Raw genomic sequence first — 18897 nt, 5'->3', positions numbered from 1 at the left:
TGACCGGGGCTGCCCGCCCGCAGACGTCGGCACGTCGGACCACAGCTGGGCGCCGCTGCCCGCCACCATTAATAAGACCAAGATTGGACTGGCCCACAGCTACATTGGCGGCATCACCGGAGCTTCGAAGGACCAGATCGACAAGTTCTCTGCCCGTGGGGGTTGGTGGCAGTGGTGGCGCAGCGCCCCGGGCCTTGCCCGCTCGATGTTCCAGTGAACGGCCGGATCGCTGGACAGCGGTGGAGATCACGGGACACCCGCTCGAACGAACTCGCCGCTGGCCCGCCGTCGACCGCTACTGTGGACGGGCTGGGCCAGATTACGCCCGCAGTAAGATGGGTAGCGCCTAGAGGCGTTGCGCGGCAGGGGAGTGCGCACGTGGAATACATTGGTTGCGAGGACACCGGTGAGGTCAACGCAGCACAGCAAATGCAACGGCTTGGATACCAAGATGCCAAGGTAACCAACCGCGGAGCAGACAAGGACATCGACGTCCGCGCCACCTGCGCCGCGGCGCAGCTGAAGTGGCGTACAGCCAAGACGGGTAGACCCGACCTGCAAAGACTGTTCGGCGCATGCAGCACCGAACCCCATCTACAGCTCCGATGGGGCATGCGACCGGTAGACGCCAACTGAATGCGCGCAAGGATGTCGGGTGGGGGGTTATTGTGAACGGCTGGAAGCACCTTGCGTCTCGGCTTGGCCTGAAGAACAGCAACGCTGCCGACTCCGATCGCGACATCGACCCGAATATCTTACTGCAGCAGATGATCGAGGCCGAACGACGCCGTCATCACACACTGTCCGAACAGGCTGCGGCGATCATTGAACATCACCGTGAGATCCAGGAACAGCTGGGTCGTCGGCGAGACGAGGCAGAAAAACTGGCCGCCAACGCGCGCCAAGCGGGGCAACTGGCAGACCAGGCCGTAGCGATCGGGGACACGGAGAAGATCCTGCAGTATCGCAACGCCTATGAGGCGTATACGGCGCAATTGCCGATCACCGAAGAGTCCATCCAACAGCTCGAGACGGTGAATGATCTGGCGCAGCGGGCTGCCGATACAGCGAGGACAGAGGTCGAGCACAGCGCGTTGATGCTGCAGCAGCAGGTTACCGAGCGCACCACGCTGCTCACGCGCCTGGAGCACGCCACCACCCAGGAGCGGCTGAACGTGGCAATGCGAGCGATCAACCGTCACCTATGGGACAGCGAAGCGACCTCGAGCCTGGAACCGGCGCCAGGTCCGGCCGAGAACCGCTACACCTTGGCCCGGGCCGACAGCGAGTTGGCGAGATACTCGAATCCGGCAGGCGGGCCGCCGAATCCGCGTATGCCGTCGCTACCTGGCGGCGGCCGTTCCGTTGTTGTCATACGAATCCTGATGGGAATGTGCATGAGCCTGAGCGCCATTCTGGCGGTTGCCGCCCCCTTGTCCGGCGGTGATCAAGGTATCGATATCGCAGCTGTAGCAGCAGCTTCAGTGCCGGCCGTCGGCGCGGTCATGTCGACAGTCTTCCAATCCGAGCTCGGCGAAATCGCCAACGCCAACCTGCGCAGAACACTGTGGGTCGGGCAACTGCTTGCGTTCCTGGCGGTCATCAGTTTCGTCGTCTCGGTCGCGCTGGGGACCTCGGGGCTGGTCAGCGAGGCCGGCACCGTCTATGCCGCGCTGGCCAGCGGAACGCTCGGCGGCGTGTCGTTGCTGGTCAGCAATCGAGCTAAGGAAGCACGGAACCTTGCGCTCACCATCGCAATGATCAACAGTATCGAAGACTCCCAGCTCCGAGACGAGACGAGGGCTAAGGTCGCGCTGGAGGCATCGAGAATCTCGAGAGCACGCACCCTCGGCGTGGCCCGCGGTGGTACGACTCCCTGAGATCGCCCGCATAACAGCGCAGTCACACGATCCGCCTGACGCACAAGCCCCGGGAACCAGGCTTCTGGCTCCGCTGAGCCCGAGATATCGTCAAGGCCTGTGGATCAGCACGTTTCACGCGATCTCCGTTGCGGTGGTTGCGGCAGGGCCGGTTGATAATTCGGGCGTGAGCTGGGGGCGTTCGCTGGCCAGCGGCTACGGATCATCCACGTGGTGATGCAGTGGAGATCCCTCGAGCCAAGCTGCTTCGGGCGTGAGCAGCCCTGCCCGGGCATGTATTCAACGCGGGTGCAGACGATCGCCTCGTATCGCGGGGAAAGTTCGTTTCGGTACACCGAGTATGGAAGCGGTTGTGTTCGTCTTTCTGGCGATTGTCGGCGTCGTGGCTCTTGCTTTTATCTTCAGCACCCTGCTGGGGCTGCTGATTGTGGTCGCCGCCGTCGCCGCGGCGATTTCACTACTGACGGGCTTGGAATTCGGTGGCCTATTCGTCGTGCTGCGGCTCGCCGCGCTCGTCTGGCTCGTCTGGTCGTGGTACACGGAATGGTACTAGTGTCGCAGTTGTCTCCCGGGATCCCAATGACCGCCACCAGACAACCGGTGTGCTCAACCCCTTCCCAGAACGGCCGACATCAGTCGCCGCCAACAGAGGTGGCGTGGGCGTGGTAGGCATCCCGGATGATGGCGGCGAATACGCCGAACGACAGCGCGGCCCAGATCGACACGACCACCACGTCGGCTGGACCGATCCCGGAGGGATTGACCAGAGCCACACGATAAACCCGATCAGTGAGACGGCAATCAGCAACGCCACAGCCCCGAAGAACCGGTCATCGGTCAGATAGAACTTGCAAGTGAACACGCCAAACCTGTCGTCACAACTGACATCTATTGGGAACCTACTGACATCAATCGAGAAACCCTGTAGCTCAGCGCCTGAGAGGCGAGATGAAAATGTCAGCGGTGCAGCGACATCAGGATGTCAGCAGCCTTCAGTCACTCCCTTGAGGTCGGGGAATCACCACCAACCTGGCTCCGGCACCCCGGCGGCAGGACAATGCGGCGTTTCGCCGGGACACGTGGCTCTGTTCACCAATCCTGGGATCTGGCCCACACTTCGTGATCAGGCCTGGAGCCGCGTCGCCCCCGTGCGAGTACCTCTCCGCAGCCCTATGGCTGCGAGCAAAGGTCCGTGCCACCCCAATCGATCCGAGCCAGTTTTCGGACAGTTGACCAACGAGCGCCCAGCGGCATTTCCGGACGTTCGGTTCGTCGCCCGCATTACGCGAACTGGGGGCCGCGTGGGATGTGGTGATCGCGAAACAGATGACAATTCACCGAGATCGGGTGTGGCGGACGACGCCGATAGGCTGGCGGTGAGTTCGGCTGCCGGAGCCGAGTACGGATTGCACGAGTTGGGCCGATCGTTGACAAAGCAGACGGCTGACGAGACGATTCCCGCGCCGAGTGGGCACGGGCGCGCGACGGATAGGGTGCCGCGCCGATGGCGGATTGCCTGGCTGCTCGCGGTCGCCGCGCTGGTGGTGACGGCCCTCGCGGCAGCACCTGCGATCTGGTCGTCGGGCCGCTTCTATCGGTTTCAGGATGTCCCCGTTTGGGCTTTTCCGGTGTGTTTGATCGGGCTGGCGGCGCTGGTTGTCCTTGGACCGAGGATGGGTTGGCGGCGCACGCGGGATTGGCTTGTGCCCGCCGCCGTGCTGGTGCTGGCGGTGGTGCCTCTCGTACCGCTGACAATGTTGTGGGCAGCCTTTGATTCGGATGACAGGAAGACCGTGGCCGTCGAGGTGAGCTCAGACGGTCGTCACGAGGCCGTCACGCACTATGTGGACGCCATGATCGACACCCTCTGCGCCGTCCGGCTGCGGGAGCGCGGCGGCCTCTTCAGCAGGCAGACCGATGTGTGGATAGCGCCTGAAGGTCAGCGATGTCCACAGCGTGTGTCCTTCGCGGGAAACAACACGATCAGCATCATCGATGCGCGCGGCCGGGAAATCACGGCACACTTCGATGCCGACCGGATGCAGGTAACACAGCTCGTGCGTCCGCCATCATGACTGGTACGAGACCTCCACGAACAGCGGGGATCTCGTCGCGTCAAGTGGCTGCTCGGCACTGAAGACAAAGAACCGCGTGCGGATATCGGCAGTTCAGTGCGTTCGGGCGGCTGGGATGTACTTAGCCCGTTGATCTTCGGGGCCGCCGCGTGGCCATTTCGGACCGCGGGTCGCGGTATGGGAGATGGCCGATTGCGTTGTGGATCACTCCGGCGTCTCCGTTGTGTAGATCCAGTCCAAGCCGTCATAGCCGGGGCTGTCGAGGTGTTGTGCACGGGTCAGTCCTGCGCGCAGGGCCAAACGCTGAGATGCGATGTTGTCCGGTCGAATTCGGGCTATCAATGGCACGTGGGGAACGTGTTGGGACACCCGAGCAACGACGGCGGCCATAGTCTCGCCTGCGTAACCTCGCCCCCATGCTGCGGGCGCGAAGCGGCAGAAGCGGTTGAGCACCGGTGTTCTGTACAGTTCCATTGGCTTGACGCCGCAGAACCCGACAGGCTCTGCCGCACTATGTCGCAGCACGACCCAGTAGCCGTATCCGTGGCGCTGCCACTGATCATCCCAGCGAGCAAAGAGCTGCTGCGCCTGCTCCCGCTCGGTCAGCGCATCCGAAGGGTTGTGGATGCAGGTGAGTGGATCGTTGTGGATCGTGAAGATCGCATCGATATCCGCAATGGTCGGACGGCGTAACAACCACCTGGCGGTTCGAGTCGTTTCCATTGTCGAGCTGGATTCCCCCATATCCGAGATCGTAGAACGTGACGCCGCCCGGGTGGGCACAACCAGATGTCCTGTGCTGCTGCAGCAAACCTGGCGGCCACAAGCATCCGCAACTTGGCAATGGCGGGGGTTGGGAAGTGCTGTCAGCCAACCGGTTTGGACAGCCGAGCAACGCGCGGTCGCGGCCTGACAGGATGTTCCGCAGCCCATCACCAACACGCGGACCTGAGTCTGCCATGGCGGCTTCAATTGGCCGGGAGCCTCAATGGAGCCGTCACGTCGAAGTCGCGGTCGATGACCTCGACAAGGGCGGTTCCATAGCTCCCAACCCATTACGTTCAGTCCAGGTCTGCACACGCGACAGGAATTCGACCAAGTCCCGGTGCGCGCCGTTCAGCAGAGTCGGCAACAAAGAGCGCGCCACCACGACACTTTCCGCGGCGCGGCGGTTCGCACCGCTGTCCTGCCACACGCTTAGCTCGTCGACCCCGATCTCGACTTCGGGGGTCGGGTCATGGCCCAGCCACGGCGATGTGCCCGTGAGCGTACCGGCCCATGCTCGCCAATCCTCGAGCCCGGCACAACATCCCGGCACCACCACCGCCCACCGACTGTGTCGGTCAACCGCAGGCCCCCACACTGGATAAGGGCCTCCGCGGCCAGCAAGCTCGCCACCACATCCTCTCGGCTACCCGGTTGGGCGACCTCGAGCCCACTAGACAGCCCGCTCACGAACAACCCGACTTCGGCGTCCGAGCAACCACCATCGATCGGCATCCATGAATACGGTTCGGCCGAAGCGACCGGCCACGGCTGTGGTGGCTCGAAATCGAGAGTTCGGCACCTCGACGACTGCCTGCATCTTGATCACCTGGTCACTACAGCAGAGCCAACCCGGTATTTCCTCCGATTTACGGTGCCCGACGTGCTGGAATCGGCATAGAAAGACGGGCCGGCTCGATCGGTTCGAAATGCGGACCGCTGCTCGAGGTTTGATCATGGTCAGTGCACTTCTATCCGGGCGCGGCGAGATGTGCGCGGGGGACGAGCTATGCGCCGTCGTTGCCTTCGCGCAGGTTGTGGATCATGTTTTGCAGGATCCGGAACGCGTCTGCCTGCTCGGTCTCGGTCATACCGGCCAGCATTCTGACCTCGACGGACCGGACCGCTACGGTCGCCTTTTCGAGGCTGCGTCGGCCGCGGGGGGTGAGCCGGGTGGGCAGAACCTTTCCGACGGGTGCCTGCGGGTCCGTGTCAGAAGACTGACACGAATGAAGGAGCATCATCATGCCCGCCACCGGCCCGGACTTCCTCTCGCTTCAAGCGCGCGACCTCGACGCTTCGCAGGCGTTCTACGAGCAGTACCTCGGCCTGGTCCGCTCGCCGGCCGGACCGCCGCACGCCGTGGTCTTCGAGACCGAGCCGATCGCGTTCGCACTCCGCGACATCGTTCCCGGCACCGATCTCGCCTCGGTTGCCCAGCCCGGCATCGGTGCCGCGATCTGGCTCCACGCCACAGATGTCCAGGCCATCCACGATGCTCTCGTCGCCGACGGTCACACCATCGTCTCCGCACCGATCGACGGCCCCTTCGGCCGGACATTCACCTTCGCCGACCCCGACGGCTACCAGGTCACACTCCACGACCGCGCCTGACAGGCCGAACGCCACCGGACGATCACCATTCCCCGAAGACCGCGGTTGCGCCCGAGACTCGGAAATTCGGGCGACGTTTGTTCACCCAGGGTGATCACGTGGACTGGACCGAGGCAGCAGCGGCTCGACCAGAGCCCACAACGAACGAACACGCGGTAATGCCTGCGGGTTCAGGATGTTGGTCGACGAATTGATCGAACCGATCGGCCGCCACGCGTGCCAATTCCAATTGGCCAGTGCGTGTTCGCTAGTCGGTCAGCACTTCTCATACCGATCCGCGAGCTGCTGCTCGGCCGCGCTGGGTGTGTAGTCACGGGATGTGCATCCACCGATGGTGATGTGCAGTGGCCCCTTGGGATTTCCGGTGGTGGTGTAGTGGAGCGGCGTGATGGGGTTGCCGACGTAGGGGGTGACGTTGTCGACGGCCATGTAGCGGACAGACTCACCCAACTCCGCGACGATCGGGAGATGCTTCTCGGCCAGCAGTTCCATGGTGCGGAGATCGGGTGACTGCGGCCGCACTATGACACCGAGGACGGGATTCATCAGGACGGCGTGGGGGACGTTCTGGTCTTGGGTGAGTCGGTTCCAGACGGAGAGTTCGAGCTCGGTCGGGTACCGGTTGGTCGTCGCCAGGGATCCACTTCCGGGGGCCGAGGCACCGCGATTCCATCGAGTCCCGGTCAGATCGCCGACATCCCATCGAGCCCCGGCGAGATCGGGAAACTCCCGTATCAGGCGCCGGTACGTTTCGTCGACTGCGTTGAAGCCGTTCGTGTTCAACAGCTTCAGCGAAATATTACCTATCCCGACATCGCCGTTTTTGTAATTGTCGGCCTGCCCGATCCAGAAGAAGGATGCCCACGTGTGGTTTGTCCACTTCACCTCAGCGCGGGGGAAGGCCTCGTGCAGGGCGAACCAGCGTGCAGCGCGATCCGGTGCTTGGTCGAACCCTTCTTTACCCACTTTGAAGGTGCTGTTGGTACCACCGCGCCGAACCTCGATGTCGATCTCCCACGGACGGAAGTTCGACCCGGTCGTCCGGTCGCGGAAAGCCTGGACCACTGCCTTGGTCTGCTCTGCCGACGCTTCCTCGGTCAGTACGACTACAGCTGCGAACGTATCGTGGGTATTGATCGAAATCGTGTGGACTCCGGGCATCCGACCGAGAGCGGCTTCGATTTCCGCAGACTCTCGGCTTAGAGCCGGTCGCTTATCCCATAGCGGTACAGCCATCAATGCCCAACTGCCGCAGCAGGTCAACACGACGCCTGCCAACGCGATCAGTGCCCGATTGAACCGCGGCCGACCCTGAGACCTTGCCATCATCACGCCGGTCGCGACCAGAACGATGAGGACGCCGACCAAGGTCACCGCGGGTGCGACGGGCACCTGCGCTTCTCGGCACAGCAGGTAATCGCAGGAATTGGTCACTGTCAGTGGTGCGAGCAGGCCGATTACGGCCGCGATGGCATAAACGGCCCAGGCCCCGCGGGGGCCACCACCGATCTGCCGGGACGTCTGGTTGTTCAGTTCTGCGACGGGCACGAGGTTTACCGGTTTTTCGTCGAGTCGGGAAGTTCAGCGCAATAGACTCGGCCAGGGAGCGCCGGGCCAGTTGGCACCACCCAATCTATCCCGGCGTACCGACGTCCGGCATTCCTGAATCAGCGCAAAGCTGACATCAAATGTACTGTCTTGCACTACGTTTCGGTTCGCGGTAATGGCACCACGTCAACCGGGAGCACGCAACGATATCTGCGTGGCGCACGGTCCATCAACCGCTGCCGACCGCTTGCCCCGGCATGGCGGCGGCTGAATCACAGGACGCACGCACATGCCGCTGCCGGGCGGACGGCTGCGGCATCGACTACGCAATCGGTGCTCATGTCGATTTGATGAAGTTGTCCGCGCATACGTCGGTTCGCAGCTTCGTGAAGTACGCGCGGGTGTCCGATGAAGGTCTCCTGAACTTCCAGGCCGACACCGGCGAGGAGCATGATGAGCATTGAGACATCTATCCCGTTGCACAAAGCGCCATTTCATGGCTTGGGCCAGTGGAGTTGGTCCATCGTCGACCCTGCGACCTGGGCAAACCTTCTACGAAGGCAGAACGAGTGCGTGACTTCGGCGGCCTGTTCGATTTTCCCGTTGTGTGAATCGGCATTTTATGGCTTCTCCGGCGCGCCGATAGCGTCGGATTCATGGAATGGAATCTTCAGTCGGCGGAAGAACTGTTGGCGGCGTTGCGGGCCGGTGAGGTGACCTCGGTGGAATTGACCGAGGAGGCGATCGCTCGTATCGAGCGCGACGACAAGGTGATCAACGCGATCTGTGTGCCGGACTTCGACCGTGCGCGGGCTGCGGCACGCTCGGCCGATGCGGCGCGCGCCCGTGGCGAGGAGCAACCGATGCTCGGTATTCCGGTGACGGTGAAGGAGTCCTACAACATGGCCGGGCTGCCCACGACCTGGGGCATGCCGCAGCACGCGAACTACATCCCGGCCGAGGACGCGGTACAGGTGTCGCGGCTCGAGGCCGCGGGCGCGGTGGTGCTCGGTAAGACCAATGTGCCGGTGATGCTGCGAGATATCCAGAGCTTCAACGAGATCTACGGCACCACCAACAATCCGTGGGATCACGGCCGCACGTCGGGTGGATCCTCCGGCGGATCGGCGGCGGCCCTGGCGTGCGGATTCGGCGCGCTGTCCATCGGCTCCGACCTCGCCGGTTCGCTGCGCACTCCGGCGCATTTCTGCGGTGTCTACGCGCACAAGCCGACCCTCGGGCTGGCGCCGACCCGCGGCATGGTCGCGCCGCCCGCGCCGGCCTTGCCGGTCGACCTCGACCTCGCCGTCGTCGGCCCGATGGCGCGTACCGCCCGCGACCTGGCGCTGTTGCTCGATGTGATGGCCGGGCCGGACCCGCTGACCCACGGCGTCGCCTACGACGTCGCACTGCCACCCGCGCGCCACGAGCGGCTGTCGGACTTCCGCGTCCTGATCATCGAGGACCATCCGCTCATTCCGACCGGATCGGCGGTGCGGGCGGGCGTGCACCGGGTCGCCGAGGCGCTCGTCGACGCGGGCGCCCGCGTCGAACGGCATAGTCCGCTGCTGCCCGATCTGACCGAAGCGGCGACGCTCTACATGCTGCTGATGCTGTCGAACGCCGCCGCGGGTCTTTCCGTCGACGTGTACGAACAGCTGCGGACCCAGGCCGCCGCCCTGAGCGCGGGCGACCGGAGTCTCGATGCGGCGCGGCTGCGCGGCATGGTGCTCAGCCACCGCGACTGGGTCGAGGCGAACAACCGTCGCGAACTCCACCGCCACAGCTGGCGGCAGCTCTTCGCCGAATTCGATGCCGTGGTGTGCCCGATCACGCCCACTCCCGCCTTCCCGCACGACCACAACGGCAGTCTGGAGAACCGGCACATCGACATCGACGGCGTCGAGTACCCGTACTTCGACCAGCTCGTCTGGGCCGGTGTGGCCACCATGCCGGGCCTGCCCGCCACCGCGATACCCGCAGGGCGGTCGCCCGAGGGGCTGCCGGTAGGAGTGCAGCTCATCGGTCCGATGTTCGAGGACCGCACCCCACTGCGGCTGGCCGAACTGCTCGAACAGAAGATCGGCGGCTTCCAGGCACCGAGCTGACGCGCACCACCGGGTGTCCACCTATGGCAGCGCCGAAAATTGTCGGCGTAGTGCGGCTCGCGTGATCGCGTCGGTGGGTTGTGGCGGTGTTGTTCAGGGCAGGGTCGGCAGATAGTCCGGAGCCTTGCGAACCGGTGTCGCCTGCTCGTACGCGTAGGCGTAGGCGATCAATTGTGCGTCGCTGAACCGTGTTCCGATGAAGGACAGGCCGAGCGGCAGCGTATCGCGGGCATATCCGGCGGGCACGGTGGCGATCGGGTACCCGGCCATCGCGGAGTTGCGCGTGGAACTGGCGAATGATGTTCCGCCGCCCTGATATTCGAGTTTCGGGGCTGGTCCCTCGGTCGGGGTGACGATCGCATCGAGCCGGTCTCGGGTCAGCGCATCGTCGATGGCTCGCCGGGCTTGATCGGTCGCGGCTTGCCGGTGCGCACGGTAGGTCGGATCGGTCAGGTCGCCGTCGGTCTGGTCGGCCATCTCGAACAGTTCTTGGCCGAAACCGGCCAGTTCGGTGTCGGCGTGGCGGCGGTTGTAGTCGATCAGTCCGGCCAGGTCCTTCGGGTGCTCGCCGGGGGTGGCGGCGAGGTAGGCGTTCAGGTCGTGTTTGAACTCGGTCAAGACGGCCGGTAGCAGGTCGCGGGTCACCACCTCGTCGGGGTTGGGGACCTCGATGTCGTCGACGACGACAGCGCCCGAGGCACGCAGCCGCGCCACGGTCGCATCGAAGACCCGGTCCACATCGGGGTCTATCCCGACACGTCCGGTACGCCACACGCCGATTCGCTTGCCGCGCAGTGAGTTCGGGTCGAGCAGGGACCGGTAGTCGGTGGGCAGCATGTCCTGGGCGACGGCAGTGTCGGGATCGTTGGGATCGACACCGTAGATAGCCGACAGGGTCAGTGCGGCATCGGCGACGTTGCGCGCGATCGGTCCGGCGGTGTCGTGGCGCAAGGTGATCGGCACGATGCCGCTGCGGCTGACCAGACCCACCGTCGGTTTGATGCCGACCGTCGACGTCGCACTTGCCGGGCACACGATCGACCCGTCGGTCTCGGTGCCGATCGTTACCGCCGCAAGAGCGGCAGCGGCGGCCACGGCGGACCCGCTGGAGGATCCACACGGGCTGCGGTCGAGGACATACGGATTGCGAGTTTGTCCGCCGGTGGCACTCCAGCCGGCGATCTGGTTGGTGGAGCGAAAGTTTGCCCACTCGGAGAGGTTCGCCTTGCCCACGATCACCGCTCCGGCCGCACGCAATCGACCGACGAGGAAAGCGTCGGTGGCGGGCTCGGCTGTGCGCAGCGCCGACGAGCCGGCGGTAGTCGGCTGCTTGTCGGCGGTGTCGATGTTGTCTTTGACCAGGACCGGGATGCCCTCCAGTGGGCCACGCGACCGCTGTGCGCGGCGCCTGTCATCGCTGTCGCGCGCGATCGCGACCGCATCCGGATTCACCGTGATCACAGCGTGCAGAAGGGGATTGAGACTTTCGATCCGCTTCAGATAGGCCCCGGTCAGTTGTTCAGACGTCAACCTGCCGGCGTCCATGGCGTGCTGGAGATCGATGATCGTGACGCGTTCCAGATCCAGCCCGCCCACCGTCGATGGGGCAGCGTTCGGTGCAGCCGTGCTCGACGCGGTAGGGGGCGGTTCACTCGTCGCGCTGGAGTTAGTACCAGCACCGGGATCACACGCTGTTGCCAGGCCCACCAGCACCACCGTGGCCAGCGCACTAGGCAGTGTCGATTTCCGAGGTCGCGACATCGTCTCTCCGATCGTGGCAAGGCGAGCCGTGGCGGTACGGCGAGCGCGAGCGCCAGGGCAGGTACGAAAAGGTTCGGACACCATCATCGAGACGAACCGGCACAGCGGGAATCCTGCTGACTACCCACCCGAGGTAGCGCTAGCCGGAGGGTGGCCGCTTGCCTCGCAACATCCGCACACGCCGCGCGCGGTTCGACCGACCACCCGGCACCCTCCCCAAATATCAACGGGCGGAGACCATCTCGAGCATCGGCAACGCACTGAAATGCCGCAAGCGCAGCCAAGGACATCGGCATGTGCACCGATTTCGTGTAAAAATCAGCGCGCGACCGTGCTATGCCGCCGCGCCGAGCACCGTGAGCGCGGCACCGACCGCAGCCGTACGTAGTCGCTCGGGCGGGACGTCGGGCAGTTGCAGGCAGCAGTCCTGAATACCGCCGAATGCCATGATCGCCCGGGCTGCCTGATCGAGGGTGGGCCGCGGCGTTCGGCTGCTACCTGCTGTACCGAGGTTTCTGGACGTGAGAGAAGCCCTTCGACAAAGCCACGGCACCGAATGAAAGAGGATCGGCAGGAAACTTCCCCCAGACCAACGCGCTGTCGACGGATTTCCGCGCTTCGGCACACATCTCCATCACCCGCCTCCGCCTGTCCCCGCCGAGGAAGAACGACACCGCTTCCTCCCCGGACGCGTAGTGCGACCCATCTTCCGAGTGCTGATCGGACCGATCCGCAGGCTCAGCGCCCGAGGCAGTCGCCAATCGCCGCGGTGATTCGAACCCCACCCCGACTGGATCGAGCGAGACTGCCTGCTCTCGTCGGCGGCCTCGACGCTGTCCCCGACCAAGGCCGTCGGGTATCCGAACCACAACGAGACACTCGCCGCCTCGCCAAACCGGTTGTCTCCCACGTCTTCGCGCGAATCCTCGCGCCGCTGATCTCGAAGCGACGCGTCAGCGACTGTATTCCTGACCGCGTAGCCCCACGAATGCAACAAAGCTGCAAGGTATTACAGTGCGGGCCATAGTTTTGTGCCGTCCCGGATTCGGGACGGTTCACTGCGATCCGGGGACGCGCGGGTCGGTGTCGGTCAGTCAGTCGGCCCGTTGCAGATCGTGCCGATGGTCCTGGAGCCCGCGCTTCCGGTGCCAGGGGCGGCGCGGTCCACATCAGCGATTGCGTTGCGCTCCGCTTCCTCGGGCGTTGCGCCCTTGCCGAAGCCTGTGATTCGGATTTTGAGCCAGATGAGATTGCTCTCCGCGACTGCCGCACATCCGTTGGTGAACGTCACGCGGATTACACAATCTTGGGCACCGAAATTGCCGGAGCCGAAGCTCGCGCCTGCGCATTTCGCCTTGGCTGCTTGCACAGCGGCGTCCTCGGTCGGGAAGTTGGTTGCGTAGCCGAGCCTGCCGCCCCCGGGCGAAAACGCAATGGCGCCCCAATTGACCGGGTATGCCGACGCCGGCGCGGCATTACCGAAGGCTGCCGCACTCACGGCGAGCGTGGCAGCGGCGGCTAGCTTGATATTCATCTGTCTCTGGTACTCCCTCTGCGAGCCGAGCCCGCTGAAACGCAAATGACCGCGGCTAGTAGGTGGCATGGCATCGAGGCGGTTTCGCCTCGCGATAGCCCCCAGCGAAACCGGCGTGGGCGCAATACTTGTGCACCGACACCGGTCCCGCGAGACCCTAGTTTGTCCGGCACGTCGCGTGTCGACACAGTGCTAGGAAGTGTGCGGACTCAGACGCCGTCGACCCGCGTCGTACCGCTCGCCGAGACCTACGCGAAGATCGGGAACGACGTGCCGGAACGGTGCCGATGAGCCTTTCCCGAACCTCCCACGATAATCGGCATGTGCGCGTGTTCGCGAGATCAACTGCGGGCCAACGTTTCTGCCTGCTCGAACGCGCGGGTCGCGGCATTTGCAGTGCGTATCGCTCGGCAATGGTTAGAGTTGATCGACGCGAAAGATGGAGCGAGCGTGGCGATCTGCTTCGAACTGGTGGTCAACTTCGGCAACAACATCGACGCGGCTCGATCAGCATTGCTTACTTGCGCGGGCCGTAGAACGGGAACGACGCTGGTTGCGGGAGATCGGCGCATACCCTTGCACATGCCGATACTGCGCTCCGATGGTCCGTACATCGAGTTGTCGGTGCTGCCGGTGGCTGTCGGGTATGGCGTCGCACTGGACGGTTCGATCCCCAGATTTCCTCTTACCGCGGCGGAGCTGACAGAACTCGGAAACAGCCTGTATACGCTGCTCGCTACGTTCGATGGATACATCGCCGCGCTGGTCGGCTGGGACTGCGAAGACATTATCGATCCCGCCGAGCTCAAAAGTGACCGGATCGACGAGTTGCGCGCCGGGGCGATCGACGGTCTCGTTTTGTGCGACGCGCTCCACGCTGAGCTCGGTCTAGGTGACGACTACGTTGTCTTCCAGCCCGGATACCGATGGATACCGTATCGCGGTCAACGACCTGGCACTCTGACGGCCGACTGACAACCCGGAATACAACGCGGGCGCGAGGTAGGGGCCACCTCCTTGCCGAGTGGAGCATTCGCGGCTGGATCGCGAACAGCTCTCGAAGGCAAGCTCATCGAGGCTGGGCGGATTCGCGGACGGTACGTCGGGTCTGTTGCTCCGGGGGAGAGGTGGGCGTGCGGTCGTATCGTTGTCGTTGTGGGTGCTAAGGTTTTCGTGCTCGTCCACAGTCCGTTGGTCGGGCGATGTACATGGGGTCCGGTCGCCGCGACTCTGGCTGAGCGAGGTCATGGCGCGGTCGTACCTGACCTCACAGGTGCAGTCGAGCGTGGGGGTCCGCCGTACCAGCCCGCCATCACTGAGTCGGTGCGACAGAGTGTGTCCGAACTCGACAACGACCTCGTGCTTGTCGGGCACAGCGGCGCCGGGCCGCAATTGCCCGGCATCGCTACGGTTCTCGGCGATCGGGTGCGCGCCATGCTGTACGTGGACGCGACGCTGCCGCACCCCGGTGAGCCGGAGGTGGCGCGCATGCCGCAGGCCCTGGTCGCACAGTTGCGCGCCATGGTGACAGATGGTGTGTTGCCGCCCTGGCACGAATGGTTCCCACCGCAGGTCCTTGCCGAGATGCTGCCGGACGATCAGCTGCGAAGGTGTTTTGTCGCTGAGATACCGTGTGTGGCTTTCGATTACTTCACCGAGCCGTTGTCGCTGGATGTCTGGTCGGGTCCAGCGGCCTATGTGGTGCTCAGTGAGGCGTACCAGGAGCAAGCGGCTCGAGCGCGGGACTTGGGCTTCGCGGTGCTCGAGCATGCCGATCACCATCTGGCGATGCTGACTGCCCCGGATGCGGTTGTATCGACGTTGCTGACTGCCCGTGCCCGTTGCCGGTGAGCCGAACTCTGCACAGCGGCCTTGACTCTCGATGTCCTTGCTCGATTTCACAGGCCTACGCGGAACACTTCGTGCATGCTCGGGTCCATGGAGGAGCGAGAGCTGCGGTGTTCACAGGCGCGGCCGCTCATCGGCTGGCGGCTGTTCCGAGTGCGCCGCTCGGCGAGCGGCTTCGTGCTGTCCGCGCCGCTGATCCACAACCCGGACTTCGAATGTTTCCCTTCGCGCACCATAGAAGCCACCTGTCACGACGCGGATCACCGCGCTCCGGCGCCCGGGTGCCGCTGTGGTCTGTACGCGGTGCTCGAGGGGACACTGGACTCGTTGTCGGGATACCTCAGCGACAGTGCCCACGACCATGATCCGCCGATCTACGCCGAGGTCGCGTGCACCGGACGTGTTTTCGTCGACCTGCGCGGGGTCCGCGCTGAGCGGATCGAGTTGCTGCGATTGGCAACGTCGGCATCGCGGTGGCCAGATTCGGGCGTGCACGCCCAAGCCGCAGCAGAGTTGAGCGATCGATACGGCGTGGAGGTTTGCGATCTCGATGTGGTGCCCACGTGGGTCCTGGCGAACGTGCGGTCCCACGGTGCGCCACCTGACGGCGCCGCCGTAGACCTCGATGCGCTGCTGATGAACCTCCGCAGACCAGCCGAGAGCATCGAGGATTGACTTCTATCCAGCCCCGGCTGCCGGACGTGTGTGCGACTTTGTGCGCAGAGTTTCACGGTGGCTATCGGGGCCCCTCGACGGTGTCAATGGCAGTCGCGCACGGAACCTTCACCAACACAACGCAATCGAGTTGTCGGCAGCGGTGAGGAGTGTGCCCTCCCGACGACGCAAAGAAGCCCGCAATGTCGAAGCGGTCATGTGTGCTGTTGCGGCTCTGCGGCAGCACCCATCGATCAGGGCAACCACCCGATGCTGGCGTTGAAGTGTCAATCGAGCGGAGAATCAGACCCACCGGAACATCACGAAGGCCATCATCACAGTCAAGCGGTTCGGTATGGCGGGATCAGCTCGCCCACGCCTGGGTGCCGTATCTGTCCACGGCTGAGGTGTTGTGCTGCGCAGACAACTCGGGCTGATCGGTAAGGAAGCATTGATGGATAGGACCAGTACGCAGCAGATGACGATCGGTGAATTGTCTCGCCGCAGTGGCGTTTCGGTGAAGGCGCTGCGCGAATACACCGATCTCGGGTTGATCTACACCCTCGGCCGTAGCCCGGTCGGTTACCGGCTCTACGACACCGACGCGTTGTGGTGTGTGCGGTTCATCGGAGAACTGCGCGGCCTGGGCTTGACGATCGCCGAGATCTGCCACCTAGCTGCCGCCGTGGACAGCGACGCCGGACAATCGATCAGCTCCCGGCTCGCCGAACTGCTCCAGCGTTCCCGGCAGCGACTGCGCCAGCGCATCAACGAATACCAGCAGATCCTCGGGCGCATCGATGAGTTCGAGTCCGAGCATCGCGACCACTTGGCCGACGGCGATCTGTGCTGGGCCGGGAACCCGCGCGGGTGCGGTCTTCGAGATTAGCTACTCACACCTACGGCACACTCATGCCGTGGCATTCGCGCACACTCAGGCAGTAGTGATGTGAGGAACGGCTACCTGGACTACACGATCAAGGCCCGGCCCACAGTGATCGACCTTGACTCTCCCACCGGGGGTAGACCCCACGCTGGATGCCGGAAACACCGCACAAGGGGAGCACCGACATTATCGCTCCGGCGATCTGCACCGCCACCAATTCATTGCCTGCCCAATGCATTCAGGAAACACCATGACACTCTCTACACCTGTGGTGCGAGGAGCCGTTGACGCGTTCCGCACCGACGGCTTCACCGTCCTGCCCGAACTCTTCACCGACAGCGAAATAGCCAGATACCGACGGGCGGCCCTGCGCATCATCGATCCCGGCGACCGCAACGCGCAGGTCGGTTTGATCACCACGACCGATGCCTGGGAGAGCGACGAGACGCTGCGCGAGCTCGCGCTGCACCCTCGCCTCGGCGCGATCGCCGAACACCTTGCCGACCGCCCGTTGCGGATTTGGGGCGGTGAGGTGCTGGCCAAGCAACCGCACGAGACGACACCCAGCCATCTGCACGACGACCTGGTCGCCAGCCTCCTGGACTCGCCGATCACCTTCAACGCCTGGATCGCGCTGGTGGACGTGCCCGTCGAGCGCGGCGCGATGACCTTCCTGCCCGGCTCACACCGCCGTCCGGGACCACAGCGAGTCGAGTTGTCCGAGCTGGATGGCGACGCTTTCCGGACCTACCTGTTCGATCACTGGCCGCAGCTGCAATGGAGTCCACGGGTCACCGTGCCGCTGCGCGCCGGGGGCGTCACCTTCCACCACAACCGCACCGCGCACGAGGCCGGCCCCAACACCACCGATCAGATTCGGCTGGCGTTCGTCGTGACCTTCACAGATGCCGCAGCCACCTACCGACCCATGCCCGGCCACGACCCGCTACCGATGGAAGCGGGCCAGCCGATCGACCCCGAGCGCTATCCCCGGGCACAGACCACCCAGTAATCGCCAGTGCGTATCAGGTGGTCGCTACCAGGATCTGTTCCGATTCCGCGGGCCGCAGCCCGTCGGCGCGGCCAGCGAAGTAGTGGCGGGCCAGTTTGCTGGACGGAATATGCTGGGCTGCAGCGAAACCCGCGTCCTTGGCCAGCGACACGATCTCGTCGGGTCGGAAGAAACTAACGAACGGAGTGCCCGATGCGCGGGCGCCCTGTTCGGCGAACCGGCGCAGCCGCTGTTCGTCGGAATCGACGAGTTCGAGCGGCAGCATGAACGTCATAGCCAGCGTGGAACCGGGTGCCAGCGTCGAAAGCTGGCGCAGGGTAGTGAGATTCGCCTCCCGGGTGAGATACATGGAGACGCCGGCGGATGCCACGACCGCCGGGCGGCCGGGGTCGAAACCGGCGGCCGTCAATTGCTCCCACCACGAGTCCACCTCGAATTCGACGGGTATCAGCCGCAATTGGTCCGGAACGCCGAATCCGAGTTCGGTGAGGCGTTGCCGCTTCCATGCCTGCGCGCCGGGCTGATCGATCTCGAACACCGTCAGCCGCGCGGCCAACTCGGGTCGGCGCTGCGCGAAGGTGTCGAGTCCGGCACCGAGGAGAACGTACTGATCTACGCCGCGGCCGACCTGTTCGGCGAGCAGATCCTCGATGAAGCGGGCACGGGACACGACGCCCGCACGCATCGGGCCGGTGATCTGCGGATCCATATCCGGGCGATCTCGCCAGCCGTCCTCCGGCGCCGCCAGCCGCATTCCTATCTCGTCGTCGAAAACATAAGGGGGCGCGTCGATTTGGATATGCAATGCCCGCCACAGCGCAACCCGGACCGCGGTGTGATCCGGGGCGATCAACTGCTCGCTCGGCATCGCACTCACTCCTTGCCCGGCGCCTGCAGATTCCACAGCCGCCCGTCGGGATCGCGGACGGTCATCTCCTGGGTTCCGTAGTGGGTCGCCTCGAAGTCGGTGACGATGTCGACATCGCCGGGGCGATCGTGCGTGTCGGCGACCTTCACCACGAGCAGCGTCCGCGGGTCCTGGGTCGGTGGGACCTCGGCCACGAAGACGTACGGACCGTCACCGTTACGAAACTGGCCGGAATTGTGGTCGGTCTCGAACTCCACCTCGAAACCCAATTCCTGTAGAAACCTGGCCTGCTTGCCCCAGTTGTGGGTCTCCAAGAACACGGCCTCGATGCCCTCGGTCTTCAT

19 protein-coding genes and 1 pseudogene are annotated in these 18897 nt (G+C 64.3%); 12 read left to right on the top strand and 8 right to left on the bottom strand.

Annotated elements, in window-relative coordinates:
• Nucleotides 1-378 precede the first annotated feature (378 nt).
• From ACFK0J_RS23265 to ACFK0J_RS23255, 3 genes are all read left to right on the top strand, one after another.
• Complete coding sequence (locus ACFK0J_RS23265) at nt 379-636, top strand: restriction endonuclease (protein WP_378730637.1); 258 nt, start codon at nt 379-381, stop codon at nt 634-636.
• A 32-nt stretch (nt 637-668) separates the two neighbouring features.
• Nucleotides 669-1880: a PspA/IM30 family protein gene (locus tag ACFK0J_RS23260; protein ID WP_378730635.1), complete on the top strand. Its 1212-nt coding sequence runs from the start codon at nt 669-671 to the stop codon at nt 1878-1880.
• A 352-nt stretch (nt 1881-2232) separates the two neighbouring features.
• Nucleotides 2233-2433 carry a hypothetical protein gene (locus ACFK0J_RS23255; protein ID WP_378730633.1) on the top strand — a complete coding sequence of 67 codons (201 nt, stop codon included), beginning with the start codon at nt 2233-2235 and terminating at the stop codon, nt 2431-2433.
• A 79-nt stretch (nt 2434-2512) separates the two neighbouring features.
• Here ACFK0J_RS23255 and ACFK0J_RS23250 read toward each other — a convergent pair whose 3' ends face one another.
• Nucleotides 2513-2653: a hypothetical protein gene (locus ACFK0J_RS23250; RefSeq protein ID WP_378730631.1), complete on the bottom strand. Its 141-nt coding sequence runs from the start codon at nt 2651-2653 to the stop codon at nt 2513-2515.
• 576 nt (nt 2654-3229) lie between these two features.
• Between ACFK0J_RS23250 and ACFK0J_RS23245 the strand changes: the two genes are divergently transcribed.
• On the top strand, nt 3230-3955 hold the full coding sequence (locus ACFK0J_RS23245) for a hypothetical protein (RefSeq protein WP_378730629.1): 726 nt from the start codon (nt 3230-3232) through the stop codon (nt 3953-3955).
• A 204-nt stretch (nt 3956-4159) separates the two neighbouring features.
• Here ACFK0J_RS23245 and ACFK0J_RS23240 read toward each other — a convergent pair whose 3' ends face one another.
• Together ACFK0J_RS23240 and ACFK0J_RS23235 are read right to left on the bottom strand one after the other, a co-directional pair.
• On the bottom strand, nt 4160-4699 hold the full coding sequence (locus tag ACFK0J_RS23240) for a GNAT family N-acetyltransferase (protein WP_378730627.1): 540 nt from the start codon (nt 4697-4699) through the stop codon (nt 4160-4162).
• A 1028-nt stretch (nt 4700-5727) separates the two neighbouring features.
• Nucleotides 5728-5922: pseudogene (locus ACFK0J_RS23235) on the bottom strand (MarR family transcriptional regulator); the annotation flags it as partial.
• Between the two features lie 43 nt (nt 5923-5965).
• Between ACFK0J_RS23235 and ACFK0J_RS23230 the strand changes: the two are divergent.
• Nucleotides 5966-6334, top strand: coding sequence for a VOC family protein (locus ACFK0J_RS23230; RefSeq protein ID WP_378730625.1), 369 nt, complete (start codon nt 5966-5968; stop codon nt 6332-6334).
• A gap of 255 nt (nt 6335-6589) precedes the next feature.
• Here the strand turns inward: ACFK0J_RS23230 and ACFK0J_RS23225 are convergent, their stop codons facing one another.
• Entirely contained in the window at nt 6590-7612 is a 1023-nt protein-coding gene (locus ACFK0J_RS23225; RefSeq protein WP_378730623.1) for a hypothetical protein, read from the bottom strand.
• Nucleotides 7613-8139: 527 nt separating this feature from the next.
• Between ACFK0J_RS23225 and ACFK0J_RS23220 the strand changes: the two genes are divergently transcribed.
• Together ACFK0J_RS23220 and ACFK0J_RS23215 are read left to right on the top strand one after the other, a co-directional pair.
• Nucleotides 8140-8346, top strand: coding sequence for a hypothetical protein (locus ACFK0J_RS23220; RefSeq protein WP_378730621.1), 207 nt, complete (start codon nt 8140-8142; stop codon nt 8344-8346).
• 192 nt (nt 8347-8538) lie between these two features.
• Nucleotides 8539-9990 carry an amidase gene (locus ACFK0J_RS23215; RefSeq protein WP_378730619.1) on the top strand — a complete coding sequence of 484 codons (1452 nt, stop codon included), beginning with the start codon at nt 8539-8541 and terminating at the stop codon, nt 9988-9990.
• A gap of 93 nt (nt 9991-10083) precedes the next feature.
• On the opposite strand, the gene ACFK0J_RS23210 is transcribed toward ACFK0J_RS23215, so the two are convergent.
• Both ACFK0J_RS23210 and ACFK0J_RS23205 read right to left on the bottom strand, forming a co-directional pair.
• Nucleotides 10084-11751, bottom strand: a complete 1668-nt coding sequence (locus ACFK0J_RS23210; RefSeq protein ID WP_378730617.1) for an amidase — start codon at nt 11749-11751, stop codon at nt 10084-10086.
• 1090 nt (nt 11752-12841) lie between these two features.
• Nucleotides 12842-13285 carry a DUF4189 domain-containing protein gene (locus ACFK0J_RS23205; protein WP_378730615.1) on the bottom strand — a complete coding sequence of 148 codons (444 nt, stop codon included), beginning with the start codon at nt 13283-13285 and terminating at the stop codon, nt 12842-12844.
• A 423-nt stretch (nt 13286-13708) separates the two neighbouring features.
• On the opposite strand from ACFK0J_RS23205, the gene ACFK0J_RS23200 reads away from it, so the two are divergent.
• The 5 genes from ACFK0J_RS23200 to ACFK0J_RS23180 all read left to right on the top strand — a co-directional run bounded on the left by ACFK0J_RS23200 (nt 13709) and on the right by ACFK0J_RS23180 (nt 17685).
• The gene (locus ACFK0J_RS23200) at nt 13709-14260 is read left to right on the top strand and encodes a hypothetical protein (protein WP_378730613.1); all 552 of its coding nucleotides are present in this window, start codon (nt 13709-13711) and stop codon (nt 14258-14260) included.
• Between the two features lie 348 nt (nt 14261-14608).
• The gene (locus tag ACFK0J_RS23195) at nt 14609-15136 is read left to right on the top strand and encodes an alpha/beta fold hydrolase (RefSeq protein WP_378730611.1); all 528 of its coding nucleotides are present in this window, start codon (nt 14609-14611) and stop codon (nt 15134-15136) included.
• An 87-nt stretch (nt 15137-15223) separates the two neighbouring features.
• Entirely contained in the window at nt 15224-15808 is a 585-nt protein-coding gene (locus ACFK0J_RS23190; RefSeq protein WP_378730609.1) for a hypothetical protein, read from the top strand.
• Nucleotides 15809-16241: 433 nt separating this feature from the next.
• Entirely contained in the window at nt 16242-16676 is a 435-nt protein-coding gene (locus ACFK0J_RS23185; RefSeq protein ID WP_378730607.1) for a MerR family transcriptional regulator, read from the top strand.
• Nucleotides 16677-16923: 247 nt separating this feature from the next.
• Nucleotides 16924-17685 carry a phytanoyl-CoA dioxygenase family protein gene (locus ACFK0J_RS23180; protein ID WP_378730605.1) on the top strand — a complete coding sequence of 254 codons (762 nt, stop codon included), beginning with the start codon at nt 16924-16926 and terminating at the stop codon, nt 17683-17685.
• 13 nt (nt 17686-17698) lie between these two features.
• Here the strand turns inward: ACFK0J_RS23180 and ACFK0J_RS23175 are convergent, their stop codons facing one another.
• Both ACFK0J_RS23175 and ACFK0J_RS23170 read right to left on the bottom strand, forming a co-directional pair.
• Complete coding sequence (locus ACFK0J_RS23175; RefSeq protein ID WP_378730603.1) at nt 17699-18553, bottom strand: class I SAM-dependent methyltransferase; 855 nt, start codon at nt 18551-18553, stop codon at nt 17699-17701.
• Between the two features lie 5 nt (nt 18554-18558).
• A complete protein-coding gene (locus ACFK0J_RS23170) occupies nt 18559-18897 on the bottom strand; it encodes a VOC family protein (RefSeq protein ID WP_378730601.1) in 339 nt (112 codons plus the stop codon).

The sequence above is a fragment of the Nocardia brasiliensis genome (assembly GCF_042691675.1).
Lineage (GTDB): Bacteria > Actinomycetota > Actinomycetes > Mycobacteriales > Mycobacteriaceae > Nocardia > Nocardia brasiliensis_D.
The sequence above is the reverse complement of the archived record's forward strand: the minus strand, read 5'-3'. Positions and strand labels throughout refer to the sequence as shown.

What these genes read in the sequence shown, in the direction of transcription:
- ACFK0J_RS23210 (WP_378730617.1), bottom strand. Translation starts at nt 11,751, where the DNA reads ATGTCGCGACCTCGGAAATCGACACTGCCTAGTGCGCTGGCCACGGTG.
- ACFK0J_RS23205 (WP_378730615.1), bottom strand. Translation starts at nt 13,285, where the DNA reads ATGAATATCAAGCTAGCCGCCGCTGCCACGCTCGCCGTGAGTGCGGCA.
- ACFK0J_RS23180 (WP_378730605.1), top strand. Translation starts at nt 16,924, where the DNA reads ATGACACTCTCTACACCTGTGGTGCGAGGAGCCGTTGACGCGTTCCGC.
- ACFK0J_RS23175 (WP_378730603.1), bottom strand. Translation starts at nt 18,553, where the DNA reads ATGCCGAGCGAGCAGTTGATCGCCCCGGATCACACCGCGGTCCGGGTT.
- ACFK0J_RS23220 (WP_378730621.1), top strand. Translation starts at nt 8,140, where the DNA reads ATGGCGGCGGCTGAATCACAGGACGCACGCACATGCCGCTGCCGGGCG.
- ACFK0J_RS23240 (WP_378730627.1), bottom strand. Translation starts at nt 4,699, where the DNA reads ATGGGGGAATCCAGCTCGACAATGGAAACGACTCGAACCGCCAGGTGG.
- ACFK0J_RS23230 (WP_378730625.1), top strand. Translation starts at nt 5,966, where the DNA reads ATGCCCGCCACCGGCCCGGACTTCCTCTCGCTTCAAGCGCGCGACCTC.
- ACFK0J_RS23185 (WP_378730607.1), top strand. Translation starts at nt 16,242, where the DNA reads ATGGATAGGACCAGTACGCAGCAGATGACGATCGGTGAATTGTCTCGC.
- ACFK0J_RS23215 (WP_378730619.1), top strand. Translation starts at nt 8,539, where the DNA reads ATGGAATGGAATCTTCAGTCGGCGGAAGAACTGTTGGCGGCGTTGCGG.
- ACFK0J_RS23170 (WP_378730601.1), bottom strand. Translation starts at nt 18,897, where the DNA reads ATGAAGACCGAGGGCATCGAGGCCGTGTTCTTGGAGACCCACAACTGG.
- ACFK0J_RS23190 (WP_378730609.1), top strand. Translation starts at nt 15,224, where the DNA reads ATGGAGGAGCGAGAGCTGCGGTGTTCACAGGCGCGGCCGCTCATCGGC.